23 protein-coding genes, 1 pseudogene and 1 riboswitch are annotated in these 23,543 nt (G+C 61.2%); of the genes and pseudogenes, 19 read left to right on the forward strand and 5 right to left on the reverse strand.

Features of this window, described 5'->3' with window-relative positions; translation table 11 throughout:
- Nucleotides 1-159: 159 nt before the first annotated feature.
- The 4 genes and pseudogenes from ACA068_RS09320 to ACA068_RS09335 all read left to right on the forward strand — a co-directional run.
- Nucleotides 160-930 (forward strand): annotated as a pseudogene (locus tag ACA068_RS09320) (MCP four helix bundle domain-containing protein); the annotation flags it as partial.
- The gene (locus ACA068_RS09325; protein ID WP_497310558.1) at nt 922-1,785 is read left to right on the forward strand and encodes a methyl-accepting chemotaxis protein; all 864 of its coding nucleotides are present in this window, start codon (nt 922-924) and stop codon (nt 1,783-1,785) included. The pseudogene ACA068_RS09320 and the gene ACA068_RS09325, both read left to right, overlap by 9 nt.
- A gap of 201 nt (nt 1,786-1,986) precedes the next feature.
- Entirely contained in the window at nt 1,987-3,363 is a 1,377-nt protein-coding gene (locus tag ACA068_RS09330; protein ID WP_497309301.1) for a pyridoxal-phosphate dependent enzyme, read from the forward strand.
- Entirely contained in the window at nt 3,360-4,538 is a 1,179-nt protein-coding gene (locus tag ACA068_RS09335; RefSeq protein ID WP_497309303.1) for a trans-sulfuration enzyme family protein, read from the forward strand. The genes ACA068_RS09330 and ACA068_RS09335 overlap by 4 nt, the downstream gene beginning before the upstream one ends.
- 64 nt (nt 4,539-4,602) lie before the next feature.
- On the opposite strand, the gene ACA068_RS09340 is transcribed toward ACA068_RS09335, so the two are convergent.
- From ACA068_RS09340 to purM, 3 genes are read right to left on the reverse strand one after another with little or no spacing between them, the layout of a single operon-like run.
- Nucleotides 4,603-5,316: a DUF3108 domain-containing protein gene (locus ACA068_RS09340; protein WP_497309305.1), complete on the reverse strand. Its 714-nt coding sequence runs from the start codon at nt 5,314-5,316 to the stop codon at nt 4,603-4,605.
- Nucleotides 5,317-5,324: 8 nt separating this feature from the next.
- Nucleotides 5,325-5,975 carry a phosphoribosylglycinamide formyltransferase gene (gene purN / locus ACA068_RS09345; RefSeq protein ID WP_497309306.1) on the reverse strand — a complete coding sequence of 217 codons (651 nt, stop codon included), beginning with the start codon at nt 5,973-5,975 and terminating at the stop codon, nt 5,325-5,327.
- Nucleotides 5,975-7,033 (reverse strand): phosphoribosylformylglycinamidine cyclo-ligase, encoded by a 1,059-nt coding sequence (gene purM, locus ACA068_RS09350; RefSeq protein WP_010456810.1) that lies wholly within the window; start codon nt 7,031-7,033, stop codon nt 5,975-5,977. Before purM ends, purN begins: the two co-directional genes overlap by 1 nt.
- A 383-nt stretch (nt 7,034-7,416) precedes the next feature.
- Here purM and ACA068_RS09355 point away from each other — a divergent pair, with 383 nt between their 5' ends.
- The 6 genes from ACA068_RS09355 to ACA068_RS09380 all read left to right on the forward strand — a co-directional run bounded on the left by ACA068_RS09355 (nt 7,417) and on the right by ACA068_RS09380 (nt 12,799).
- Nucleotides 7,417-8,478 carry a DUF2066 domain-containing protein gene (locus tag ACA068_RS09355; protein WP_497309308.1) on the forward strand — a complete coding sequence of 354 codons (1,062 nt, stop codon included), beginning with the start codon at nt 7,417-7,419 and terminating at the stop codon, nt 8,476-8,478.
- Between the two features lie 38 nt (nt 8,479-8,516).
- Complete coding sequence (locus ACA068_RS09360; protein ID WP_497309310.1) at nt 8,517-9,590, forward strand: AI-2E family transporter; 1,074 nt, start codon at nt 8,517-8,519, stop codon at nt 9,588-9,590.
- Nucleotides 9,591-9,820: 230 nt separating this feature from the next.
- On the forward strand, nt 9,821-10,525 hold the full coding sequence (gene hda / locus ACA068_RS09365) for a DnaA regulatory inactivator Hda (RefSeq protein WP_010456804.1): 705 nt from the start codon (nt 9,821-9,823) through the stop codon (nt 10,523-10,525).
- A gap of 214 nt (nt 10,526-10,739) precedes the next feature.
- Nucleotides 10,740-11,366 (forward strand): C40 family peptidase, encoded by a 627-nt coding sequence (locus tag ACA068_RS09370; protein WP_219095611.1) that lies wholly within the window; start codon nt 10,740-10,742, stop codon nt 11,364-11,366.
- 220 nt (nt 11,367-11,586) lie between these two features.
- Nucleotides 11,587-12,123, forward strand: coding sequence for a C40 family peptidase (locus ACA068_RS09375; protein WP_497309312.1), 537 nt, complete (start codon nt 11,587-11,589; stop codon nt 12,121-12,123).
- 22 nt (nt 12,124-12,145) lie between these two features.
- Nucleotides 12,146-12,799: an O-methyltransferase gene (locus tag ACA068_RS09380; RefSeq protein ID WP_497309313.1), complete on the forward strand. Its 654-nt coding sequence runs from the start codon at nt 12,146-12,148 to the stop codon at nt 12,797-12,799.
- Between the two features lie 109 nt (nt 12,800-12,908).
- Here ACA068_RS09380 and ACA068_RS09385 read toward each other — a convergent pair whose 3' ends face one another.
- Together ACA068_RS09385 and ACA068_RS09390 are read right to left on the reverse strand one after the other, a co-directional pair.
- Nucleotides 12,909-14,222 (reverse strand): PQQ-dependent sugar dehydrogenase, encoded by a 1,314-nt coding sequence (locus ACA068_RS09385; RefSeq protein WP_497309315.1) that lies wholly within the window; start codon nt 14,220-14,222, stop codon nt 12,909-12,911.
- A 67-nt stretch (nt 14,223-14,289) separates the two neighbouring features.
- Nucleotides 14,290-14,874, reverse strand: a complete 585-nt coding sequence (locus tag ACA068_RS09390; RefSeq protein WP_497309316.1) for a hypothetical protein — start codon at nt 14,872-14,874, stop codon at nt 14,290-14,292.
- Nucleotides 14,875-15,030: 156 nt separating this feature from the next.
- Nucleotides 15,031-15,264, forward strand: a riboswitch (cobalamin riboswitch).
- Nucleotides 15,265-15,344: 80 nt separating this feature from the next.
- On the opposite strand from ACA068_RS09390, the gene cobO reads away from it, so the two are divergent.
- The 9 genes from cobO to cobC all read left to right on the forward strand — a co-directional run bounded on the left by cobO (nt 15,345) and on the right by cobC (nt 23,541).
- A complete protein-coding gene (gene cobO / locus ACA068_RS09395) occupies nt 15,345-15,956 on the forward strand; it encodes a cob(I)yrinic acid a,c-diamide adenosyltransferase (protein ID WP_090181682.1) in 612 nt (203 codons plus the stop codon).
- Nucleotides 15,957-15,966: 10 nt separating this feature from the next.
- Nucleotides 15,967-17,292 carry a cobyrinic acid a,c-diamide synthase CobB gene (locus tag ACA068_RS09400; RefSeq protein WP_497309318.1) on the forward strand — a complete coding sequence of 442 codons (1,326 nt, stop codon included), beginning with the start codon at nt 15,967-15,969 and terminating at the stop codon, nt 17,290-17,292.
- Complete coding sequence (bluB, locus tag ACA068_RS09405) at nt 17,289-17,939, forward strand: 5,6-dimethylbenzimidazole synthase (RefSeq protein ID WP_497309319.1); 651 nt, start codon at nt 17,289-17,291, stop codon at nt 17,937-17,939. Before ACA068_RS09400 ends, bluB begins: the two co-directional genes overlap by 4 nt.
- Nucleotides 17,936-18,844 (forward strand): adenosylcobinamide-phosphate synthase CbiB, encoded by a 909-nt coding sequence (cbiB, locus tag ACA068_RS09410; RefSeq protein ID WP_497309321.1) that lies wholly within the window; start codon nt 17,936-17,938, stop codon nt 18,842-18,844. Before bluB ends, cbiB begins: the two co-directional genes overlap by 4 nt.
- The gene (cobD, locus tag ACA068_RS09415; protein WP_497309323.1) at nt 18,837-19,829 is read left to right on the forward strand and encodes a threonine-phosphate decarboxylase CobD; all 993 of its coding nucleotides are present in this window, start codon (nt 18,837-18,839) and stop codon (nt 19,827-19,829) included. The genes cbiB and cobD overlap by 8 nt, the downstream gene beginning before the upstream one ends.
- On the forward strand, nt 19,826-21,277 hold the full coding sequence (locus ACA068_RS09420) for a cobyric acid synthase (RefSeq protein WP_497309325.1): 1,452 nt from the start codon (nt 19,826-19,828) through the stop codon (nt 21,275-21,277). The genes cobD and ACA068_RS09420 overlap by 4 nt, the downstream gene beginning before the upstream one ends.
- Before the next feature lie 118 nt (nt 21,278-21,395).
- Nucleotides 21,396-21,917 carry a bifunctional adenosylcobinamide kinase/adenosylcobinamide-phosphate guanylyltransferase gene (cobU, locus tag ACA068_RS09425; RefSeq protein WP_497309327.1) on the forward strand — a complete coding sequence of 174 codons (522 nt, stop codon included), beginning with the start codon at nt 21,396-21,398 and terminating at the stop codon, nt 21,915-21,917.
- Entirely contained in the window at nt 21,914-22,969 is a 1,056-nt protein-coding gene (gene cobT, locus ACA068_RS09430) for a nicotinate-nucleotide--dimethylbenzimidazole phosphoribosyltransferase (RefSeq protein WP_497309328.1), read from the forward strand. Before cobU ends, cobT begins: the two co-directional genes overlap by 4 nt.
- Nucleotides 22,966-23,541: an alpha-ribazole phosphatase family protein gene (gene cobC, locus ACA068_RS09435; RefSeq protein ID WP_497309330.1), complete on the forward strand. Its 576-nt coding sequence runs from the start codon at nt 22,966-22,968 to the stop codon at nt 23,539-23,541. The genes cobT and cobC overlap by 4 nt, the downstream gene beginning before the upstream one ends.
- Nucleotides 23,542-23,543 lie beyond the last annotated feature (2 nt).

The following is a 23,543-nucleotide window of genomic DNA, read 5'->3' on the forward strand; positions in this document are numbered from 1 at the left end:
CGCCCGTTCTCGTGTGCTGAATCGATACCGCCCTGATGCCGAAACGGTTGAGGCGTTTTGATATCACCTTTTCGTCTTACGCAAATTTTCGCAGGAACGATATCTTCTAAAGCAACCAGCTGCAGGATTGATGCAGCGTTATCGGAAGGAACCCGTGTAATGAGTATTCGAAGTCTCAACATCGCACCGCGCGCAGGCCTGGGTTTTGGCCTGTTGGCACTGATGGTATTTGGGGTGGGGGCGTTTGCCCTGCTGCAAATGGCAAACATGCGTGCGCAGTCCGATCAGGTCGATGAAAACTGGCTTCCCAGTGTGATGGCAGTTGGTGAAATGAGTCAGGACATGTTGCGGCTGCGGGCGTTGACCATGCGCCTGTTGATCAACCGCGATCCACAGGCATTGACTCAGAACGTTGGCAAACTCGACGAACTCAAAGGCGTCCTCGACGAAGCGCAGCAGCGTTACGACAGATTGATCGTGCTGCCTGAGGAGCGTGTGCTGTTCGACCGCTTCAAGGCAAGCGAACAGAAATACCTGCAATTTCAGAATCAGGTGATGACTCTTTCCGCTCATGGAAGGGTGGAAGACGCAGCGGCGATTCTCAACGGGGAAATGAGTCCACTGGCCGATGAGATCGCCGTTACGCTCAAGTCACTGGTGGAGCTCAACAAGCTCAACGCCAACATGGCCACCGAGGCGGGGCGTCTGGTGTTCAGCAGTTCCAGATTCTGGGTAGCCGTGATGGTCGCCGTAACGGTGCTGATCACGATTGGCCTCGCACTGCTGCTGACCCACAGCATTGTGATGCCGCTATCCCAGTCACTGAAAGTGGCTGAAGTCGTCGCGAGCGGTGATCTGACCGGTGATATCCACATTACCGGCAAGGATGAGCCGGCGCGTCTGCTGCATGCGCTCAAAAGCATGCAGCAGAATCTGCGGGAAACCATTCGGCACATCTCCGATTCGTCCAGTCAACTGGCCTCGGCTTCGGAAGAACTCAGTTGCGTTACCGAGGATGCGACCCGTGGTCTGCACCAGCAGAGCCTGGAAATCGAACAAGCCGCGACGGCCGTCAACCAGATGACCGTCGCAGTAGAAGAGGTCGCGAGCAATGCGGTGGCTACGTCCGAAGCATCTCGAGAGTCAGACCGGATCGCCCAGCTTGGCCGCGAGCAGGTGCATCAAACCGTGGTGTCCATTGAATCCCTGGCCGACGATGTCACTGCTAACGCTTCCCAGGTCGAGGATCTGGCACAGAAGGTTCATGGCATCAGCAAGGTGCTGGACGTGATTCGCTCAATTGCCGAGCAGACCAACTTGCTGGCCCTCAATGCCGCGATCGAAGCGGCACGGGCCGGGGATGCCGGGCGAGGATTTGCCGTGGTGGCCGACGAGGTGCGGGCGCTGGCGTATCGAACTCAGCAATCGACCCGAGATATTGAGCAGATGATCACGGGCATCCAGCAAGGTACGGATGCTGCTGTCAGCTCAATGCAGCAGAGCAACACGCGAGCGCGCTCGACGCTGGAAGTGGCGAAAGCTGCCGGTACGGCGCTGGAAGAAATCACCTCGGCGTTCACCTTGATCAATGAGCGCAACACGGTGATTGCCAGCGCTTCGGAAGAACAGGCCGCGGTGGCGCGCGAGGTGGATCGCAACCTGATGAACATTCGCGATCTGGCCTTGCAGACATCGGCAGGCGCGAATCAGACCAGTGCCGCGAGTCAGGAGTTGTCCCGGTTGGCGGTCGACCTGAACAACCTGGTGGCACGGTTCTCGGTCTGACGCTCCGTTAAAAATCATCAGACGAAAAAAAACGCAGAGGGAGCGTTGCGTTTCGATAGCCAGGTTACCGGTTGGCTGCGCACGGTTGCGGATAGCGCAATCCCTGCCTATGTTCCATGCGAGGCATTACTGGCGACTGGCGCGATGACTCGCCGCAAGTCGCTGTCCATCCAGTGCGGATTCTCGCAGCGAGGTTACGACATGCCAAACGACTCCCGCCCTGCCGTGCTTGAGCTGATCGGCAATACGCCGCTGGTGCGCGTCAGCCGCTTCGATACCGGCCCGTGTACGCTGTTTCTCAAACTTGAATCACAGAACCCGGGCGGTTCGATCAAGGATCGCATCGGTCTGGCGATGATCGACGCCGCCGAGCGCGATGGCCGTCTGCAACCCGGTGGCACCATCGTCGAAGCCACCGCTGGCAACACCGGCCTCGGCCTGGCCCTGGTCGGCCGTGCCAAAGGCTATCGAGTGGTGCTGGTGGTGCCGGACAAAATGTCCACCGAGAAGGTCTTGCACCTCAAGGCCATGGGGGCCGAGGTGCACATCACCCGCTCCGACGTCGGCAAAGGCCATCCCGATTACTATCAGGACGTCGCGGCGCGGCTGGCGCAGGAGATTCCCGATGCCTTCTTCGCCGATCAATTCAACAACCCGGCCAATCCGCTGGCCCACGAATGCAGCACCGCGCCGGAGATCTGGGCACAGACCCAGCATGATCTGGATGCCATCGTCGTCGGCGTCGGTTCGGCCGGCACGCTGACCGGGTTGACCCGTTTCTTCCAGCGCGTGCAACCGAACCTCGAAATGGTGCTGGCCGATCCGGTCGGCTCGGTGATGGCCGAGTACAGCCGCAGCGGCACCCTCGGCAAGGCTGGTTCATGGGCGGTGGAGGGCATCGGTGAGGATTTCATTCCTTCGATTGCCGACCTCTCCAGCGTGCGCCACGCCTATTCGATCAGCGACGAGGAAAGTTTCGATCATGCCCGCCAACTACTGCGCGCCGAAGGCATTCTCGGCGGTTCCTCGACCGGCACCTTACTGGCGGCGGCCCTGCGTTACTGCCGTGAGCAAACCGAGCCGAAGCGCGTGGTCAGCTTCGTCTGCGACACCGGCACCCGCTACCTGTCGAAGGTCTACAACGACCAGTGGATGAACGATCAGGGCCTGCTGCAATACAAGCGTTACGGTGATCTGCGTGACCTGATCGCGCGGCGTTTCGAGGATGGCCGGGTGATCAGCGTCGGGCCCGACGACACGCTGCTCACTGCCTTCCAGCGCATGCGCCTGGCGGATGTATCGCAACTGCCGGTGCTGGCGGATGGGAAGCGACTGGTCGGTGTGATCGATGAGTCCGATATTCTACTGGGCGTTCAGGCAGACGCTTCGCACTTGCGCATGCCCGTGGCCAGCGCCATGACTGACAAGTTGCAAACCCTGCCGGCGAGCGCCAGTCTGGCCGAACTGCAGGCGGAGCTTGATCGCGGGCTGGTGGCGATCATCGCCGACGCCTCGGCCTTCCATGGCTTGATTACGCGAGTCGACCTGCTCAATCACCTGCGGAGATCCCTTACATGAGTCAGCACGATGAATCCGGCTCGTCACGCGCCTTCGGCACCCGTGTAATCCATGCCGGCCAAACACCGGATCCTTCCACCGGGGCGCTGATGCCGCCGATCTACGCCAACTCCACGTACTTGCAGCAAAGCCCCGGCGTGCACAAGGGCTTCGACTATGGGCGCTCGCACAACCCGACGCGTTTCGCGCTGGAGCGTTGCGTGGCCGACCTCGAGGGCGGGACCCGGGCGTTCGCCTTCGCCTCCGGGCTGGCGGCGATTTCCACGGTGCTGGAACTGCTCGATGCAAACGCGCACATCGTCTCCGGCAACGACTTGTACGGCGGGACGTTCCGGCTGTTCGACAAAGTCCGTCAGCGCAGTGCCGGGCATCGCTTCAGTTACGTCGACCTGACCGACCTGACGGCCTTCGAAGCGGCATTGCAGGACGACACGCGGATGGTTTGTGTCGAGACGCCGAGCAATCCCTTGCTGCGCCTTTCTGATCTCGCCGCCATTGCGCGCATCTGCCGCGAGCGCGACATCCTCTGTGTCGCCGACAACACCTTCGCCAGTCCGTGGATTCAACGCCCGCTGGAGTTGGGTTTCGATATCGTGGTGCATTCGACGACCAAGTACCTGAACGGCCACTCCGACGTGATCGGCGGCATCGCGGTGGTTGGGCAGAACGCCGAACTGGCCGAGCGCCTGGGCTTTTTGCAAAACGCGGTGGGCGCTATCGCCGGGCCGTTTGACGCGTTCCTCACCTTGCGCGGGGTGAAGACGCTGGCGCTGCGCATGGAGCGCCATTGCAGCAACGCGCTGGAGCTGGCGCAATGGCTGGAGCGTCAGCCGCAGGTGGCGCGCGTTTACTATCCGGGCTTACCGTCGCACCCGCAGCACGAATTGGCACGACAGCAGATGCGTGGATTCGGCGGGATGATTTCCCTCGATCTGAATAGCGATCTGGCTGGGGCCAGACGCTTCCTCGAAAATGTGCAGATCTTTGCCCTGGCCGAGAGCCTGGGCGGGGTGGAAAGCCTGATCGAGCACCCGGCAATCATGACGCATGCCACCATTCCGGCAGACACCCGCGCGGAACTCGGGATCGGCGATGCGCTGGTGCGTTTGTCCGTGGGCGTCGAGGATGTCGAAGACCTGCGCGCCGACCTGGCCCAGGCGCTGGCGCGGATTTGACGTTCAGCAGGCATAAAAAAATCCGGAATCCTTGTCGGATTCCGGATTCTTGTGTCGAGCTGGATCAGCTGCCTTTGACAGTCTTGCCGTTGACCGTACCGTCGAGGAGCATGATGTTGTACTCCTTGCCGTCGGTTTCGACCTGTTGCAGGCGAACCAGCAGGTAATCCCAATCCTTGGCGAACCACAGGACGGTGATGCGCTTGCTTTGCGTCGGGTCGCGCACGCGCTCGACCTTGATCGCATCGATCTGGCCGGCCTTGGTGTCGACTTTCTCCGAACCCAGCACGCGGAAGTCATACGTATCGACTTCGCCGTCGTCAACGACCTGATAGCTCATGCTTTTCTTGCCAGCGGCTACGTCGTGCTGCAGGGCCAGTTGATACGTGGATTTGTCGACCATGCCGCGATTGAGCGGGATCTTGACCGCATCACCGCGATCGGTGCCGGTGACCATTTTGTTGGTCCAGTCGAAATCCAGGTCGGCTTTCTTGGCTTTACCCAGACCACCGCGTTCGAAGTGGTAGGACTGGGGCAGCAACGTGTCCTTGTCCAGGGTCAGGGTGCTTTCTTCAGTCAGGCTGGCGATCATCATCGAGGCCTTGAAGCTGAGCTTCCAGACACCGTTGGCACCTTGGGTCAGGCTGCGTTCAGCCGTGCCACTCATGGGCAGCTGCTTCCAGTCGGCGGTGTAGCTGGCGGAGAACGGTTGAAGTTCTGCAGCCTGCGCAAAAGGCAGGGCAAACAGAGCGCAAGCGAAGAGCAGGGCGCGACGCATAAAATCTCCTAGTTTCGAATCAAGTGGCCGCTGGCCGCGAGTAACTTTCCATCCAGTAAAGCACCTTGTTCACCGAGCGATAAACGGCCTTCGGCAAACCAGCGTACAGCCATCGGGTAGATCAGGTGTTCCTGAACATGGACCCGCTGCGCCAGACTCTGCGGCGAATCGTGCAACTCTACCGGTATTACTGCCTGTACGACCAGTGGTCCGCCATCGAGTTCCTCGGTGACGAAGTGCACGGAGCAGCCATGTTCCGTGTCGCCGGCTTCCAGCGCGCGCTGATGAGTGTGTAACCCTTTGTATTTGGGTAGCAGCGAGGGGTGGATGTTGAGCAGGCGACCCGCGTAATGGCGCACGAAGTCAGCGCTGAGAATGCGCATGAAACCGGCCAGTACTACGAGTTTGGGGTTGAAGGCGTCGATCAGTTCGATCAGTGCGGCATCGAAGGCTTCGCGGCCTTCGAAAGCCTTGTGATCCAGGGAGCGGGTGTCGATACCCGCATCCCTGGCGCGTTGCAGGCCGTAAGCATCGCTGCGGTTGGAAATCACCGCAGCGATGCGGGCCGGGCTGTCGCCGGTCCGCGTGCTGTCGATCAAGGCCTGCAAGTTACTGCCGGTGCCGGACAACAGCACCACCACATCACAGGTCTGGGACATCAATGAGCCTTGAGGTTCTTCAGTTCAACCTGAGCCGCGCCTTCGGCAGCGGTGGCGATCTGACCGATGACCCAAGGCTGCTCGCCGGCTTCGCGCAGGACGTTCAGGGCGGTTTCAACGTGCTCTTGAGCAACGCAGATGACCATGCCCACGCCGCAGTTCAGCACGCGGTGCATTTCGTTTTCGTCAACGTTGCCTTTCTCTTGCAGCCAGTCGAACACGGCAGGACGGGTCCAGCTCGCGACGTCAACCACGGCTTGGGCGCCTTTTGGCAGCACGCGCGGGATGTTGTCCAGCAGGCCGCCACCGGTGATGTGGGCCATGGCTTTGACCGCGCCGGTGTCCTTGATCAGCTTGAGCAGCGGCTTCACGTAGATACGGGTCGGGGCCATCAGCAGGTCGGTCAGCGGTTTGCCGTCGAGCTGGATGTTTTCGATATCGGCACCGGACACTTCGATGATCTTGCGGATCAGCGAGTAGCCGTTGGAGTGCGGGCCGGAAGACGGCAGGGCGAGCAGGGCATCGCCGGCAGCAACTTTGGAACCGTCGATGATTTCGGATTTTTCCACGACGCCGACGCAGAAGCCGGCCAGGTCGTAGTCTTCTCCTTCGTACATGCCCGGCATTTCAGCGGTTTCGCCGCCGACCAGGGAGCAGCCGGACAGTTCACAGCCAGCGCCGATGCCGGTCACGACCTGGGTCGCGGTTTCGACGTTCAGTTTGCCGGTGGCGTAGTAGTCGAGGAAGAACAGCGGCTCGGCGCCGCAAACCACCAGGTCGTTCACGCACATGGCCACCAGGTCGATGCCGATGCTGTCGTGCTTGTTCAGGTTCAAAGCCAGGCGCAGCTTGGTGCCCACGCCGTCCGTGCCGGAAACCAGTACGGGCTGCTTGTAGCCGGCCGGGATTTCGCAGAGGGCGCCGAAACCGCCCAGGCCGCCCATGACTTCCGGGCGCGCAGTGCGCTTGGCGACGCTCTTGATGCGTTCGACCAATGCTTCACCGGCGTCGATGTCTACACCGGCGTCCTTGTAGCTCAGGGAGGGTTGCTTGCTCATGATCCAGGCCTTTAGGGGGGATTCAGGGGTAACGACCGAGTCCAGTGGGACCGCCGAAATAAACGAAGGCGAGCGCCTTGCACGAATTTCAGGGTGCCCGGCTGTTGCCGGTCTGCGAAGGCGCGCGATTTTATCAGGCTTGAAGGGCAGCGGCCATCCTCACGCCGACGGCAGGGGCATATCGGCTGAAAAAAACCGTTATTGCCCGTGTTGGTCGCCGCCTCGATGGCTGTATAAGGTATCGCGATTAACCGTCTATCGTTATGACAGTGCGAAAACTTCGTTAGACCGTGGTGAATGTTTTGCGCAGGGATGTGGTCACAGCCTTGCTCGATCATCTTCATGCGGTCTGTTCCAGCCGCTCTTGTCGTCAGGAATCTTCCATGCGTTTTTTTTCCAGATTTTTATTTGCAGGCTGTTTGTCACTGGTCAGCCTGGCGAGTCATGCCGAAACCGTCAAAGGCCTGTATCAGGTGCGCGAGCCTGTCAGCAGTCAGTCGACTGAGGAGCGCGATCAGGCGACCCAGCGCGCGCTGGACACGCTGGTGCTGCGCCTGACCGGCGACCCCAAGGCTGCGCAAAGCCCGGGGTTGGCGGCGCTGCGCAAAGACCCGCAGCAAATTATCAGTCAATACGGTTTCGACGCCGGCCCGCCGGAAGTGCTGAAAGTCGATTTCGACCCGGCCACCACTGAACAAGCCTTGCGCCGCGCCGGGTTGTCTCTGTGGGGGGCGAATCGGCCGTCGATCCTGAGTTGGTGGTTGAACGATTCCGTCGAGGGTTCGAGCCTGGTGGGTGATGGTCAGGCCAGCGCCGCGCCGTTGCGTCGCGCGGCACAACACCGTGGTCTGCCGTTGCGTCTCCCATTGGCGGACCTGAGTGAGCAACTGGTCGCTACAGCGCCGAATCTTGAGGGTACTGATGCAGCGCCATTGCGCGGTGCGTCGGACCGTTACAACGCTGACGCCTTGCTCGCGGTGCATGCCCGTGAAGAGGGCGGCCAGTGGCAGGCCAAGTGGAATTTGTGGCTGGGCGACAAGAAGGAGGCGGGTAGCGTGCAGGGCGCGGATCAGGCCGCTGTGGCGGATGCGGTAATGCTGGCAGTCAGTGAGCGTCTGGCGCCGCGGTTTGTCGTCAAGCCGGGGGCTTCGGGCCAACAACTGTTGGAAGTCCAAGGGATGAATCTGGAGCGCTATGCTGCGCTGGGGCGTTTGCTGGAGCCGTTTGGTGCTCGTCTGCAAAGTGTCGAGGGTGAGCGCATTCTTTATCGAGTCAATGGCAGCGCCGAGCAGTTGAAGGCGCAGTTGTCCCTGGCGAAGTTGCAGGAGGTTCCGGCCGGTGAGGTACCCGCTCCGGCAGCGCCTGTGCAACCGGTGCCTGAGGGGGCGGCGCCTGTGGTTGCGCCAACCCCGGCACCGGTGCCGCAGCTGAGATTCCGTTGGTAAGGTTTTCTTTCTTTATATAGATGCATATGGAGTGGTACATGGCCGATACGCGGCGTTGGTTCTGGTTGGGTGGAGTGGTTCTGCTCTGCGTGTTTGTCTGGTTGTTGCATCCGATCCTGACGCCCTTTCTGGTCGCGTTGCTGCTGGCCTATCTGTTCGATCCGCTGGTGGATCGGCTGGAAAGGGCTGGTCTGTCACGCACCTGGGGCGTGGTGGCGGTGTTTGCGCTGTTTACCTTGATCTTCACCGCATTGCTGTTGGTGCTGGTGCCGATGCTCGCCAAGCAGTTGTTTCGCTTGTATGAACTGGCACCGCAGATGCTCGACTGGCTGCAGCACACCGCACTGCCGTGGGCGCAATCGAAATTCGGACTGTCGGATAACTTCTGGAAGTTCGACAAGCTCAAGGCAGCGATCAGCGAACACATGGGCCAGACCACCGACATTGTCGGGGTGGTGCTGAGTCAGGCGACGGCTTCCGGGCTCGCGCTGATTGGCTGGTTGGCGAATCTGGTGCTGATCCCCGTTGTGAGTTTCTACCTGCTGCGGGACTGGGACCTGATGATGGCCAAGATCCGCAGCCTGCTGCCCCGTGATCGTGAAGAACGCGTCATGACCCTCGCGGGTGAATGCCATGAAGTGCTGGGGGCATTCGTGCGCGGGCAGTTGCTGGTGATGCTGGCGCTGGGCGTGATCTATGCCGCGGGCTTGATGCTGGTGGGTCTGGAGCTGGGGTTGTTGATCGGTCTGATCGCAGGTCTGGCGGCCATTGTGCCGTACATGGGGTTTGTCATCGGGATCGGTGCGGCGTTGATCGCCGGCCTGTTCCAGTTCGGCGGCGATCTGTATCCCATGGTCGGTATCGTCGCGGTGTTCATGGTCGGGCAGGCACTGGAAGGGATGGTGCTGACGCCGTTGCTAGTGGGTGATCGTATCGGTCTGCACCCGGTGGCAGTGATCTTCGCCATTCTGGCGGGAGGCGAAATGTTTGGCTTTACCGGCGTGTTGCTGGCGTTGCCAGTGGCGGCGGTGATCATGGTGCTGGTGCGCCATGTGCATGATTTATATAAAGATTCGGATATCTACGGGCGTGTCGACGAGCCTGAACGTTAAGGGTAGTTGAAGTCTCATGGCGGGCGGCCTGGTTTCATGCCAGGTTGGCCCGTATCCCTCGCGTTGCTGTCACATGCGCCGCCAAAGAAACTGTCATGAAACCAGGGCGTTAACGCAAACCTTTGATTTTGCTTGTGGTCTGTCGCATTGTGCGACCCGCCTCACGGGTATAAACTTCGCAAACTTTACACAGAGGCCACTAACGGTTCCTTTGGAACTGTTCAGTCAGCATGAAACCGATTCAGCTGCCCCTAGGTGTGCGTCTGCGTGATGACGCCACCTTTATCAATTACTACCCAGGCGCCAATGCCGCTGCACTCGGCTATGTCGAGCGGCTATGCGAAGCCGACGCCGGCTGGACCGAAAGCCTGATCTATCTCTGGGGCAAGGACGGGGTAGGGCGCACGCACTTGTTGCAGGCAGCCTGCCTGCGCTTTGAGCAACTGGGTGAGCCGGCGGTGTATCTGCCGCTGGCCGAGCTGCTGGATCGCGGCATCTCGATTCTCGACAACCTCGAACAATACGAACTGGTCTGCCTTGATGATTTGCAGGCGGTAGCCGGCCGGGCGGATTGGGAAGAGGCACTGTTCCATCTGTTCAATCGTCTGCGCGACAGCGGTCGGCGTCTGCTGATTGCCGCATCAACCTCGCCGCGCGAATTGCCGGTGAAACTGGCTGACCTGAAATCGCGCCTGACCCTGGCACTGATCTTCCAGATGCGTCCGCTCTCTGACGAAGACAAATTGCGCGCCTTGCAACTACGCGCATCCCGTCGTGGCTTGCACCTGACCGATGAAGTCGGGCATTTTATTTTGACTCGCGGTACCCGCAGCATGAGCGCGCTTTTCGAGCTGCTTGAACGTCTCGATCAGGCCTCCCTTCAAGCTCAGCGCAAGCTGACGATCCCGTTCCTGAAAGAAACTCTAGGCTGGTAAAACCTAAGCCTGGCGGGGGGTTCGGCATATTTCAGGCGCCAGAAAATCCGCTTTCCTACAGGGTTGCAGGCTGCGCGAGTGTCTAAATGGGGCTTAAGCGCTTAGATGTAAACGAGAAACCGATAAGTCACATAAAGTTCGATTGAATTTGCAAATGAGGATGATAGCGGGCATAGTCTCGGCTTCTTTACAACTATCAGCCACGGTCGTGCCCATGCTAAAGCGCTTCGCACCCCTCGTGCCTCTCGCACTCGTTACCCTGTTGTTCGGTTGCGCTGCCCACTCCCCAGTGACTCAGCAAGAGCAACAACAGCAGGTCAAGAATTCAGTTACTGCACAGTCTTCTTCCGTTCTTTTCCAGGAAGAGCTGGCCACCGATAAAGAACTGGCAGACTTCGCCGATGGCAAGTCGTACCAGCTTCCGGTTCTGGCCGACAGCATCCTCGAGCGTGGCATGTCCCTGATCGGTACCCGTTACCGTTTCGGCGGCACCTCCGAGGCCGGCTTCGATTGCAGCGGTTTCATCGGTTATCTGTTTCGTGAAGAAGCCGGCATGAACCTGCCGCGCTCCACTCGCGAAATGATCAACGTCGACGCTCCGTTGGTAGCGCGCAGCGCGCTGAAGCCGGGTGATCTGCTGTTCTTCGCCACCAATGGTCGTCGCGGTCGTGTCAGTCACGCCGGGATCTACCTGGGTGACAACCAGTTCATCCACTCCAGCAGCCGCAAAAGCGGTGGTGTCCGGGTCGATAGCCTGGGCGACAGTTACTGGAGCAAGACCTTCATCGAAGCCAAGCGCGCCCTCGCGATGGCCCCGACCGTGGTCACCGCACGCAAGTAAATCTTCAGCCCGTCGCCACGCCAGTGGCGACAAAAGCCTCTTCGCAAGGAAGTAGGCGGACAGTTTGTAAGGCGAACTTAAAGTCTTACTTGAAGTTTGGCCCATAGCCGCTAGAATCCAGATCTATTATTGATGGCAAACCGCCTGCGTCCTGCGCAGGCGGTTTTCTTTTCTGTCTTCCCGATAGAAAAAGCCGCAGCCAGATCAGGATGTTCTGCTTATGACGATGTCGGCCCGCCTCGCAATCATGTTATTCGCAGCGCTGCTCAGCGCCTGCGCCAGTCGCACACCGCCGCCTGCGCCGGTGGTTCGCGCTCCCATTGTTTTCGGTAATCCACAACCCTTTTCCGCCGAGGCAGAAGACGTGCTGTTCCGCGCGCTTGGCCTGGTGGGCACGCCGTATCGTTGGGGCGGTAATACGCCGGATTCGGGCTTCGATTGCAGCGGCCTGATCGGTTACGTCTACCGTGACGTCACCGGTATTTCCCTGCCGCGTACCACCCGCGAAATGATCAGCATGCAGGCGGCCAGCGTCGGCAAGGAAGGCCTGCAAACCGGTGACTTGATCTTCTTCGCCACCAATGGCGGCTCCCAGGTCAGTCATGCCGGGATCTACGTCGGCGAAGGTCGCTTCGTTCATGCGCCGGCCACCGGCGGCACGGTGAAGCTGGACAGCCTGTCAAAGGCTTACTGGCAGAAGGCTTATCTGAGCGCCAAGCGCGTTCTGCAGCCTGAACACCTGGCGCGTAACCCGTAGCGTCCTGTTCGAAGAGGTTGTCATGACCGCTCGCACCCTCAATCTCGATGATGCCCTGTACCAATACCTACTCGACGTTTCCCTGAGGGAAACGCCGCTGCTCAAGCGCTTGCGTGACGAAACCCAGGCGCTGCCCATGGCGCGCTGGCAGGTGGCGCCGGAGCAGGGGCAGTTCCTCGCGTTACTGGTCAAACTCATTGGCGCCAAGCGCTTGCTGGAAGTCGGTACGTTTACTGGTTACAGCGCTTTGTGCATGGCCGCTGCGTTGCCGGAGGGCGGTTCGCTGATCTGCTGTGATATCCCCGGCGACTACAACGCTATCGCACGCGGTTATTGGCAGGAGGCGGGGCTGGCCGAGCGAATTGACCTGCGTCTGGCACCTGCGCTGGAAACACTCGCCCTGTTGGATCAGCCGGAGGCGTTCGACCTGATCTTCATTGATGCCGACAAGTCCAACTATCCCCACTATCTGGAGCATGCCCTGCGTCTGCAGCGCGTCGGCGGACTGGCGGTGTTCGATAACACGCTGTGGAGTGGGCGGGTGCTTGAGGAGAACGCCGAGAGCGCAGACACCCGAGCCATCCAGGCGCTCAATCGTGCCTTGAAGGATGACTCGCGTGTGGATCTGTCGTTGTTGCCGTTGGGCGATGGGCTCACGCTCTGTCGTAAACGCTAAACGCGGATTCTTGTAGGAGCGAAGCTTGTCCGCGAAGGCGTTGGCAGATCCAGCATTAGTGTTGCCTGACCTGCAGCCTTCGCGGGCAAGCCTCGCTCCTACAGGGCTGCTATTTAGCGGTCGAAACGCGCCACACCTTGTTCCCCACATCATCGGCCACCAGCAAGCCGCCCTGCTGATCAATCACCACGCCCACAGGCCGGCCCATGGCTTTCTCATCCTCGTTGAGGAAGCCTGTCAGCACATCCACCGGCTGCCCGGTCGGTTTGCCTCCGGCGAACGGAACAAAAATCACTTTATAACCACTGTGCGGCTTGCGGTTCCATGAGCCGTGCTGGCCGATGAAGGCGCCTTCCTTGAATTGCGCTGGAAGTGTGTTGCCCTCGGCAAACGACAGGCCCAGCGATGCGGTATGTGGGCCGACCGCATAATCCGGCGCAATGGCCTTGGCCACCAAGTCAGGGTTCTGCGGCTCGACGCGAATATCGACGTGCTGGCCATAGTAGCTGAAGGGCCAGCCGTAGAACCCGCCGTCCTTCACTGAAGTGATGTAGTCCGGCACCAGATCGCTACCGATTTCGTCCCGCTCATTGACCGCCGTCCACAGGGCGCCGGTCTGAGGTTCCCAGGCCATGCCGTTTGGATTACGAATCCCCGAAGCGAAGATCCGGTGATTGCCGGTGGCGCGATCCACTTCCCAGATCGCCGCGCGACCTTCCTCCTGATCAAGGCCGTTTTCTCCGACATTGCTGTTGGAGCCGACTGTGACGTACAGCTTGCTGCCGTCCTTGCTGGCGATGACGTTTTTGGTCCAGTGGTGATTCAGCGTGCCACCCGGCAGGTCGACCACCTTGATCGGCTGCGACTTGATCGCGGTGTCGCCATTTTCATAGTGAAAGCGCAGCAAGCGGTCGGTGTCGGCGACGTACAGGTCATTGCCGACCAGGGTCATGCCGAAGGGCGAATTGAGGTTTTCCAGGAACACCGTGCGGGTTTCGGCGATGCCGTCGTGGTCCTTGTCCCGCAGCAGCGTGATGCGATTCGGGCTGGGAACGGCGGCGCCGGCACGGCCCATGACTTTCTTCATGACCCAGCCTTTAACGCCTTTGCCGTCATCGGGTTTCGGTGGCGCGTTGGTTTCGGCTACCAGCACATCGCCGTTGGGCAGCACGTAGAGCCAGCGCGGGTGATCGAGCCCTTCGGCAAATGCCGCCACTTGAGTGCCCGCCGCAGCGGTGGGTTTCGCGCCATCCGGCCAGCCGATCGCCGGGGCGATGTTCACCGTCGGGATCAGGGTCTTGTTCGGTTCGGGCAGTTTGGGTGACGGGCCGGTGCCGTCGGAGACTTGCAGGCTGGAGGTTTCACCACAAGCGGCGAGCCCTCCGGCGAGCGCGATGACGAGAACGAGCTGGGGCTTGTGCATGCTGGACTTCCCTATGAGTGCATTGTCTTAATCATAGAGAAGCTTAAGCACGCGATGGTTCAACCAGTCAGCCGCGGGCTTCCTTGAGCAGCACGGCGATGCCGGGGTGATAGTTGCCCGCTTCGTTGCGCAACTTGCGGTAGGCGTATGGGAAATACCAGGCCACGGCGCAGCTGTGTTCCTTTTGCAGGTCGTCGACCATGTCCTGGAGTTCTTCCGGTGTCGCGCTCTGCTGTGCCTTTTGAGGCGCAACGAACAGGCAGCCGAGTCTCAGGTCGCTGGCGTAGCTGATGCGCTTGGCGTTGCTGGTGATGTCCTGCAGCGCTTGAGTCAGGTTCAGGCTATTGACCCGCGGCCAGCGTTGAGTAGTCTGAAGGTAGGCGCGTTGTTCGGGGGTGGCGATATACAGATCGGCGCGGCCGTTGCGTTCCCCTTCTTCATTCTGTTTGCGCGTCGGTGTTTGTTGCAGTGTGACCATTTCCGCCATCCAGGCTGCTGCAGAGAGCAGGCCGAGGTTGGCTTTTTCGTCGTACCAATAAGGTGTGTCGTTATCGCCGCGCACAGCGTTAAAGCGGTCGATACAGTCAAACCAGCGTTCCAGCACCGGTCGCAGGAATTCCAGCTTCGGATTGCTGATGATCATGCCTTGCATGTTGCTCACCCTTGTAATTGTGTTGTTGGGTTTTATGGCGCTTTGATATCACTGCTGACGGTGTGGTGCAAGATTGACGTCACGTAATTGATGGGCAGCAGTATATCGAGCGCTCGCGCTTTGTCTTCAATTGACGCTCCACCCCCAACCCTCTAACCTTCGCGGCTTGTTTCAGGTGCTCTGTGGCGGTGGCCGACAGAGTGAAACAGGGAAGCCGGTGAGTGACTATCACCAAGCGACGAAACGTCACGATCCCGGCGCTGCCCCCGCAACGGTAAATGAGTAAAGACTGCGTCTTGAGCCACTGTGTCGACTGTCGACATGGGAAGGCGCGCAGTCCGGCGCGAGCCGCTCATGAGCCCGGAGACCGGCCTGATTCATTCAACGGCATCACGGTGGGCGATGCCAGGCTTCTTGCCGTCTATTCTTGTGCCTGCCCGCCGTTATCCAGCCTCAACGGAGAGCTCCCCATGACTGATTCCCCTGATCGTGACGAACGCCACTTGGCGCGCATGCAGCGCAAAAAAGCCGTGATCGACGAACGCATCGCCAACTCGCCGAATGAGTGCGGCCTGCTGCTGGTGCTGACCGGCAACGGCAAAGGCAAGAGCAGCTCGGCCTTCGGCATGCTCGCCCGGTCCATGGGCCACGGCATGCAGTGCGGCGTGGTGCAGTTCATCAAGGGCCGTAACAGCACCGGCGAAGAGCTGTTCTTCCGCCGCTTCCCGGAGCAGGTGCGTTTTCATGTGATGGGCGAGGGCTTCACCTGGGAAACCCAGGACCGCCAGCGTGACATCGCCGCCGCTGAAGCCGCGTGGGCTGTGTCGCGTGAGTTGTTGCGTGACCCGTCGATTGGTCTGGTGGTGCTGGATGAGTTGAATATTGCCCTCAAGCACGGTTACCTCGACCTCGATCAGGTGCTCACCGACTTGCAGGCGCGTCCACCGATGCAACACGTGGTGGTCACCGGTCGCGGCGCCAAGCCAGAGATGATCGAACTGGCCGACACGGTCACCGAAATGGGCGTGATCAAGCACGCGTTCCAGGCCGGGATCAAAGCGCAAAAAGGCGTCGAGTTGTGAGCTGCACTTTATGAGTAGCCATCGTCAATGCCCGGCGGTATTGATTGCCGCGCCGGCCTCCGGTCAGGGCAAGACCACTGTCACCGCCGCGCTGGCCCGTTTGCACCGCAATCAGGGGCGCAAGGTGCGCGTGTTCAAATGCGGCCCGGACTTTCTCGATCCGATGATTCTCGAGCGCGCCAGCGGTGCGCCGGTGTATCAACTGGACATGTGGATGGTCGGCGAGCAGGAAAGCCGTCGGCTGTTGTGGGAGGCGGCCGGGGACGCCGACCTGATCCTCATTGAAGGCGTCATGGGGCTGTTCGACGGCACGCCGTCCAGCGCCGACCTGGCGCGGCATTTCGGTGTGCCGGTGCTCGGGGTGATTGACGGCACGGCGATGGCGCAGACCTTCGGTGCGCTGGCGCTGGGGCTGGCGAAGTATCAGCCGGACTTGCCGTTTGCCGGTGTATTGGCCAACCGCGTGGGCACGCTGCGTCATGCGCAATTGCTCGAAGGCAGCCTGACTGAAGGCTTGCGCTGGTACGGCGCCTTGTCGCGGGAAACCGGGATCGAATTGCCGAGTCGGCATCTCGGTCTGGTTCAGGCCAGCGAGTTGAACGATCTCGACGTGCGCCTTGATGCGGCGGCCGAATCGCTGGCCAGCAGTTGCGATGTGGCGCTGCCGCCCGCGGTGGAATTCGCCGGGCCCGATGTGATCGCCGCCGAGCCTTTGCTTAAAGGCATCCGAATTGCCGTGGCCCGTGATGAAGCGTTCGCCTTCACCTACGGCGCGAGCCTCGATTTGCTGCGGGCCATGGGCGCCGAGTTGCTGTTCTTCTCGCCGATCCGCGATGCTGATTTGCCAGAGGCGGACAGCCTTTATCTGCCGGGCGGTTATCCGGAACTGCACCATGTGGCGCTGTCACAGAACACCTCGATGCTCGACGCGATCCGCGCCCATCATGCCGCTGGCAAACCGTTGCTGGCCGAGTGTGGCGGGATGTTGTACCTGCTCGATTCGCTGACCGATGTCGAAGGTACTCGCGCTGAATTGGTTGGCTTGCTCAAAGGTGATGCGGTGATGCAAAAGCGTCTGGCCGCGTTGGCTTTGCAAGCGGTTGAGTTGCCGGAAGGTGCGTTGCGTGGCCACACCTATCACCATTCGTTGACCAGCACCGAACTTGAGCCGATTGCCCGTGGACTCAGTCCGAACGGCGGACGGGGGGCGGAGGCGGTTTATCGTGCGGGGCGGATGACGGCCTCTTATGTGCATTTTTATTTTCCGTCCAATCCTTCGGCGGTTGCCGCTCTTTTTGCGCCGGACTTTGATGCAGTCTTCGCGAGCAGGCCATGACCGACAACGCATTCTCCGAAGCCGAACGCGAAGCGGTCTACCGGGCCATCGCCGAACGTCGCGACATGCGCCACTTCAGCGGCGGCACTGTCGAGCCTGAGTTGCTACGACGCCTGCTCGAAGCCGCCCACCAAGCGCCGAGCGTCGGCCTGATGCAGCCCTGGCGCTTCATCCGCATCAGCGACCAGGCCCTGCGCAGCAAGATCCAGCAGCTGGTGGAAGAAGAACGCATCCGCACCGCCGAAGCACTCGGCGAGCGCACCGACGAATTCATGAAGCTCAAGGTCGAAGGCATCAACGACTGCGCCGAGGTGCTGGTCGCCGCGCTGATGGACGATCGCGAGCGCCACATCTTCGGTCGTCGCACCTTGCCGGAAATGGACATGGCCTCGTTGTCCTGCGCGATCCAGAACCTCTGGCTGGCCTCCCGCGCTGAAGGTCTGGGCATGGGCTGGGTGTCGCTGTTCGAGCCGCAAGCGCTGGCGGACCTGCTGGGTTTGCCACCCGGGGCCAAGCCGTTGGCGGTTCTTTGCCTCGGCCCGGTCAAGGAATTCTATCCGGCGCCGATGCTGGTACTCGAAGGGTGGGCGCAGGCGCGTCCGCTCAGTGAGTTGCTGTATGAAAATTATTGGGGAGTGAGTCAATGAGTGTGGCGTTATTGAGTGTCGCCGCGGTTGCGCTGGACGCGCTGCTGGGTGAGCCCAAACGCTGGCATCCGCTGGTGGCGTTCGGCCGTTTTGCCGACCGCATCGAGCAACGTTTCAACGGTGAGGGGCGTGGCTGGCGCAGCCATGGCGTCACCGCGTGGGTGATCGCGGTCGTGCCGCTGACGTTGCTGGCCACGGCGTTTTCCTGGGCGCCGTATGTGGGCTGGATTGTCGAGATTCTCGCGCTCTATTGCGCCCTCGGCATGCGTAGCCTCGGTGAGCACGTCGAACCGGTGGCCAAGGCTTTGCGCAGTGATGATTTGGACGAAGCCCGCAAGCGCGTGGGTTATTTGGTCAGCCGTCAGACCAGCGAACTGGATAAAACCGAAGTCGCCCGCGCCGCCACTGAATCTGTTCTGGAGAACGGCAGTGACGCGGTATTCGCTGCGCTGTTCTGGTTTGCCGTGGCCGGCGCGCCCGGCGTGGTGCTCTATCGCTTGAGTAACACCCTCGATGCCATGTGGGGTTACCGCAACGAACGCTTCGAACGTTTCGGTTGGGCGGCGGCGAAGATCGACGATGTCCTCAACTATATTCCTGCACGCCTGGTGGCGTTGACCTACGCGCTGCTGGGCAAAACCCGGCTGGCCTTGAAATGCTGGCGCACCCAGGGCCCGACCTGGGACAGCCCCAACGCCGGGCCCGTGATGGCGGCCGGTGCCGGTGCGCTCGGCGTCGAATTGGGCGGGGCGGCGATCTATCACGGTGAACTGCATCAGCGTCCGCAACTGGGCGAAGGCGTGCCGGCGGATGCCGATTCCATCGACCGTGGCTGGCAATTGGTTCAGCGCGGGGTATGGTTATGGCTGCTGATTCTCTGCGTGGGAGCTGAATTCTATGCTTGAGCACGGTGGTCGCTTGCGCAAGGCAGCGCTCGAATACGGCATTGCCGAAGCTGACTGGCTGGACCTGTCCAGCGGCCTCGCGCCGTGGCCATTCCCGATCCCGGACATTCCGTCGCGCGCCTGGGCGCGCTTGCCGGAAACCGATGACGGTCTGGAGCAGGCCGCTTGCGATTATTACGGCACCGGACAGGTGCTGCCGGTGGCCGGTTCGCAAATGGCCATCCAGTTGCTGCCGCGTTTGCGTCGGGCCGGTAAGGTCGGCGTGCTGTCGCCGTGTTACGCCGAACACGCGCACGCATGGCGCAGCAATGGTTACATCGTGCGCGAGGTGCTGGAGCAGGAAGTCGACTTCTATATCGACAGCCTCGACGTGCTGGTGGTGGTCAACCCGAACAACCCGACGGGCCTGAGCCTGCCCCCGAGTCGCCTGCTCGACTGGCACGCCCGACTGGCCTCGCGCGGTGGCTGGCTGGTGGTGGACGAAGCGTTCATGGACAACACGCCGACGCTGAGCCTCGCGCCGTTTGCCCATCAGGTCGGCCTGATCGTGCTGCGTTCCTTCGGCAAGTTTTTTGGCCTGGCCGGTGTGCGATTGGGCTTTGTGCTGGCAGAGCGCAGGCTGCTCAAACTGCTCGCCGAGCAGGTGGGGCCCTGGGCTGTCAGTGGACCGACACGCGTGTTGGGCCAAGCCTGTTTGCTGGACACCGAAGGCCACGCAAGGCAGCGCGTGCGCAGCGAGGAGGCCAGCGCACGCCTGGCGCTTTTGCTCGGTCAGCATGGCTTCCCGCCGCAGGGTGGCTGCGCCTTGTTCCAATGGCTGATCACCGAGCATGCCGAAGCGCTTCACGAGTTCATGGCGAGGCGCGGCATCCTGCTGCGGTTGTTCGCCCACAACAGCAGCGTGCGTTTCGGCTTGCCGGCGGTTGAAGCCGATTGGCAGCGCCTCGAACTGGCGCTTCAATCTTTCGTCAAGGACACCCGATGACTACGTTGATGGTGCAAGGCACCACATCCGACGCCGGTAAAAGCACGCTGGTGACGGCGTTGTGTCGCTGGGTCACGCGTCAGGGCGTGCGCGTCGTGCCGTTCAAACCGCAGAACATGGCGCTTAACAGTGCCGTGACCTCTGACGGTGGCGAGATCGGCCGCGCCCAAGCGGTGCAGGCCCAGGCGGCCAACCTTGAGCCGCACACCGACATGAATCCGGTGCTGCTCAAACCCAACAGCGACACCGGCGCCCAGGTCATCATCCATGGTCGCGCGGTCACGACGATGAACGCGGTCGCCTATCACGACTACAAAACCATCGCCATGCAAGCCGTGCTGGCTTCCCATGAACGATTGAGTGCGGCGTATCCGGTGGTGATGGTTGAAGGTGCAGGCTCGCCGGCCGAGATCAATCTGCGTGCCGGCGACATCGCCAACATGGGCTTTGCCGAGGCGGTGGATTGTCCGGTGGTGTTAATCGCCGACATCAATCGCGGCGGGGTTTTTGCGCATCTGGTGGGCACGCTGGAACTGCTGTCGCCGACCGAGCAGGCGCGGGTCAAAGGCTTCATCATCAACCGTTTTCGCGGCGACATCGCCTTGTTGCAACCCGGCCTCGATTGGCTCGAAGCGCGCACCGGCAAACCGGTGATCGGCGTGCTGCCCTATGTCATGGATTTGCACCTGGAAGCCGAGGACGGCATCGATCAGCGCCAGACCGACAAGGCTGAGCGCGTGCTCAACGTGGTGGTGCCGGTACTGCCGCGCATCAGCAACCACACCGATTTCGATCCGCTGCGCCTGCATCCGCAAGTGGACCTGCAATTCATCGGCCCCGGCCAGGCGATCCCGCCGGCTGATCTGATCATTCTTCCCGGCTCGAAAAGTGTGCGCAGTGATCTTGCGTACCTGCGGGCCAATGGCTGGGACACGGCCATCAGTCGTCATCTGCGCTATGGCGGCAAATTGCTGGGGATTTGCGGCGGTCTGCAAATGCTCGGTGAGCAGGTGCACGATCCGCTGGGCCTCGAAGGCGCGCCGGGTTCCAGTCCCGGTCTGGGCCTGCTGGCGTTCGAAACACAGCTCGAAGAAGAGAAGCAATTGCGCAATGTGCGCGGTCGTCTGGGGCTGGAGGATGCGCAGGTCAGTGGCTATGAAATCCATGCCGGGGTGACCACCGGGCCAGCGCTGGAAAACGCCGCAGTGCAGTTAGACGATGGTCGCTGCGATGGCGCGCAAAGTGCTGACGGGCAGATTTTCGGCACCTACCTGCACGGCCTGTTTGAATCCCCGGCAGCGTGCAGTGCGCTGCTGCGCTGGGCGGGTTTGCAGGATGTGCAGGAAGTGGATTACCACGGGTTGCGCGAGCGGGATATCGAGCGGTTGGCGGATCTGGTGGAAAAGCATTTGGATACCCGATTGCTGCGTGAACTCTGCGGTTTTTGAGGGGACGCCTTCGCGGGCAAGCCTCGCTCCTACAAGGTCAAGAGCGGCTCAGATCCGTAGGAGCGAGGCTTGCCCGCGAAGAGGCCAGCAGCTACACCGCATATTTAAGGAATGAACCATGCTGCAACTGATCCTCGGCGGCGCCCGCTCCGGCAAAAGCCGACTGGCTGAAAAACTTGCGTTAGACAGTCAACTCCAGGTGACTTACATCGCCACCAGCCAACCGCTGGACGGTGAAATGAACGAACGGGTCGCCCACCATCGGGCCCGTCGTCCGGCCGAATGGGCGTTGATCGAAGAACCGATCGAACTCGCCCGCGTATTGCGCGAAAGCGCCCGCGCCGAGCGTTGTCTGCTGGTGGATTGCCTGACCCTGTGGATGACCAATTTGCTGATGCTCGACGATGCCGAACGTCTGAATGCAGAACGCGAAGCCTTGCTGGACTGCCTGGCGTCATTGCCGGGTGAAATCATTTTTGTCAGCAACGAAACCGGAATGGGTGTCGTGCCGCTGGGCGAATTGACTCGCCGCTATGTCGATGAAGCCGGTTGGCTGCATCAAGCCCTGGCCGAGCGCTGCCAACGTGTCGTCCTGACTGTCGCCGGCCTGCCCCTGACTTTGAAAGGAACTGCTTTATGACTCAATCCTGGTGGCTGAACCCGTGCAAATCGATCGACGCGCAAGCCGTCGAACAGGCGCAGGCACGTCAACAGCAATTGACCAAACCCGCCGGCTCCCTCGGCCGACTGGAATCGGTGGCCGTGCAATTGGCGGGGCTGCAAGGGCAGGTCAAGCCAAGTCTTGATCAGCTGTGGATCGCCATTTTTGCCGGCGACCATGGTGTGGTTGCAGAAGGCGTGTCGGCGTTCCCTCAGGAAGTCACCGGGCAGATGCTGCATAACTTTGTCAGCGGTGGCGCGGCAATCAGTGTGTTGGCGCGCCAGCTCGGGGCTTCCCTTGAAGTGGTCGACCTCGGCACGGTGACGCCGACGCTGAACCTGCCGGGGGTGCGACACCTCAACATCAGCGCAGGCACCGCCAATTTCGTCGAAGGCCCGGCCATGACGGCTGCCCAGGGTGAACTCGCCTTGCAGGCTGGCCGCGACAGCGTGCAACGTGCGGTCGCCAAAGGTGCGCAGTTGTTTATCGGCGGCGAGATGGGCATCGGCAACACCACGGCGGCCAGCGCGCTGGCCTGTGCCTTACTCGACTGCCCGGTGGTGCATCTGGCCGGGCCGGGCACCGGTTTGAACGCGGCGGGGGTCAGCCACAAAGCCCGGGTCATCGAACGTGCCCTGGCATTACACGGTGCTCAGCGGGGTGATGCGTTGCAAACCCTGTTCAACCTCGGCGGTTTTGAGATTGCGGCGCTGGTCGGCGCGTATCTGGCGTGCGCCCAGGAAGGCGTTGCGGTGCTGGTGGACGGCTTTATCTGCAGCGTCGCCGCGTTGGTGGCGGTGCGCTTGAACCCTGACTGCCGTGAGTGGCTGTTGTTCGGCCATCGCGGTGCCGAGCCGGGTCATCGTCATGTGCTGGAAACCCTCAATGCCGAGCCGCTGCTGGATCTGGGGCTGCGTCTGGGCGAGGGCAGTGGCGCCGCGTTGGCCGTGCCGTTGCTGCGTCTGGCCTGCGATCTTCACGGGCAGATGGCAACCTTCGCCGAAGCGGCGGTGGCGGATCGTCCGGAATGACGTTGCGACTGGATCTTCTGCGCCACGGGGAAACCGAACTCGGCGGCGGTTTGCGCGGCAGCCTCGACGATACGCTGACCGACAAGGGCTGGGCGCAGATGCGCGCGGCGGTGGTCGAGCAAGGGCCCTGGGATCGGTTGATCAGTTCACCGTTGCAACGTTGTGCGCGGTTTGCTGACGAACTCGGTGCACAACTGGGGCTGCCTGTGCACCTCGACAAGGATCTGCAAGAACTGCACTTCGGTGCCTGGGAAGGGCAGAGCGCGGCGGCGCTGATGGAGACTGACGCCGAGGGGTTGGGGCTGTTCTGGGCCGATCCGTATGCCTTTACGCCGCCGGAAGGTGAGCCGGTTGAAGCATTTTCGATGCGGGTGCTGGCGTCGATAGAGCGTCTGCACGCCGCGTATGCGGGTGAACGGATCTTGCTGATCAGTCATGGTGGCGTCATGCGTTTGTTGCTGGCTCAGGCACGTGGCTTGCCCCGTGAGCAGTTGCTGAATGTCGAGGTCGGCCATGGCTCGCTGTTTTCGTTGAGCGTCGAGTCAGGCGTCCTCCTCAAGGAAGCGATCTGACC

The sequence above is a fragment of the Pseudomonas sp. LBUM1660 genome (assembly GCF_059695935.1).

Bases quoted from the DNA above. Each gene is read 5' to 3' on its own strand.
- ACA068_RS09335 (WP_497309303.1), top strand. From the start codon at position 3,360: ATGAGTCAGCACGATGAATCCGGCTCGTCACGCGCCTTCGGCACCCGT.
- cobD (WP_497309323.1), top strand. From the start codon at position 18,837: ATGCTTGAGCACGGTGGTCGCTTGCGCAAGGCAGCGCTCGAATACGGC.
- ACA068_RS09380 (WP_497309313.1), top strand. From the start codon at position 12,146: ATGACCGCTCGCACCCTCAATCTCGATGATGCCCTGTACCAATACCTA.
- ACA068_RS09375 (WP_497309312.1), top strand. From the start codon at position 11,587: ATGACGATGTCGGCCCGCCTCGCAATCATGTTATTCGCAGCGCTGCTC.
- ACA068_RS09400 (WP_497309318.1), top strand. From the start codon at position 15,967: ATGAGTAGCCATCGTCAATGCCCGGCGGTATTGATTGCCGCGCCGGCC.
- cobC (WP_497309330.1), top strand. From the start codon at position 22,966: ATGACGTTGCGACTGGATCTTCTGCGCCACGGGGAAACCGAACTCGGC.
- bluB (WP_497309319.1), top strand. From the start codon at position 17,289: ATGACCGACAACGCATTCTCCGAAGCCGAACGCGAAGCGGTCTACCGG.
- ACA068_RS09390 (WP_497309316.1), bottom strand. From the start codon at position 14,874: ATGCAAGGCATGATCATCAGCAATCCGAAGCTGGAATTCCTGCGACCG.
- ACA068_RS09360 (WP_497309310.1), top strand. From the start codon at position 8,517: ATGGCCGATACGCGGCGTTGGTTCTGGTTGGGTGGAGTGGTTCTGCTC.
- purN (WP_497309306.1), bottom strand. From the start codon at position 5,975: ATGTCCCAGACCTGTGATGTGGTGGTGCTGTTGTCCGGCACCGGCAGT.
- cobT (WP_497309328.1), top strand. From the start codon at position 21,914: ATGACTCAATCCTGGTGGCTGAACCCGTGCAAATCGATCGACGCGCAA.
- cbiB (WP_497309321.1), top strand. From the start codon at position 17,936: ATGAGTGTGGCGTTATTGAGTGTCGCCGCGGTTGCGCTGGACGCGCTG.
- ACA068_RS09370 (WP_219095611.1), top strand. From the start codon at position 10,740: ATGCTAAAGCGCTTCGCACCCCTCGTGCCTCTCGCACTCGTTACCCTG.
- purM (WP_010456810.1), bottom strand. From the start codon at position 7,033: ATGAGCAAGCAACCCTCCCTGAGCTACAAGGACGCCGGTGTAGACATC.
- hda (WP_010456804.1), top strand. From the start codon at position 9,821: ATGAAACCGATTCAGCTGCCCCTAGGTGTGCGTCTGCGTGATGACGCC.
- ACA068_RS09330 (WP_497309301.1), top strand. From the start codon at position 1,987: ATGCCAAACGACTCCCGCCCTGCCGTGCTTGAGCTGATCGGCAATACG.
- ACA068_RS09340 (WP_497309305.1), bottom strand. From the start codon at position 5,316: ATGCGTCGCGCCCTGCTCTTCGCTTGCGCTCTGTTTGCCCTGCCTTTT.
- cobO (WP_090181682.1), top strand. From the start codon at position 15,345: ATGACTGATTCCCCTGATCGTGACGAACGCCACTTGGCGCGCATGCAG.
- ACA068_RS09420 (WP_497309325.1), top strand. From the start codon at position 19,826: ATGACTACGTTGATGGTGCAAGGCACCACATCCGACGCCGGTAAAAGC.
- ACA068_RS09355 (WP_497309308.1), top strand. From the start codon at position 7,417: ATGCGTTTTTTTTCCAGATTTTTATTTGCAGGCTGTTTGTCACTGGTC.
- ACA068_RS09385 (WP_497309315.1), bottom strand. From the start codon at position 14,222: ATGCACAAGCCCCAGCTCGTTCTCGTCATCGCGCTCGCCGGAGGGCTC.
- cobU (WP_497309327.1), top strand. From the start codon at position 21,396: ATGCTGCAACTGATCCTCGGCGGCGCCCGCTCCGGCAAAAGCCGACTG.
- ACA068_RS09325 (WP_497310558.1), top strand. From the start codon at position 922: ATGCAGCAGAATCTGCGGGAAACCATTCGGCACATCTCCGATTCGTCC.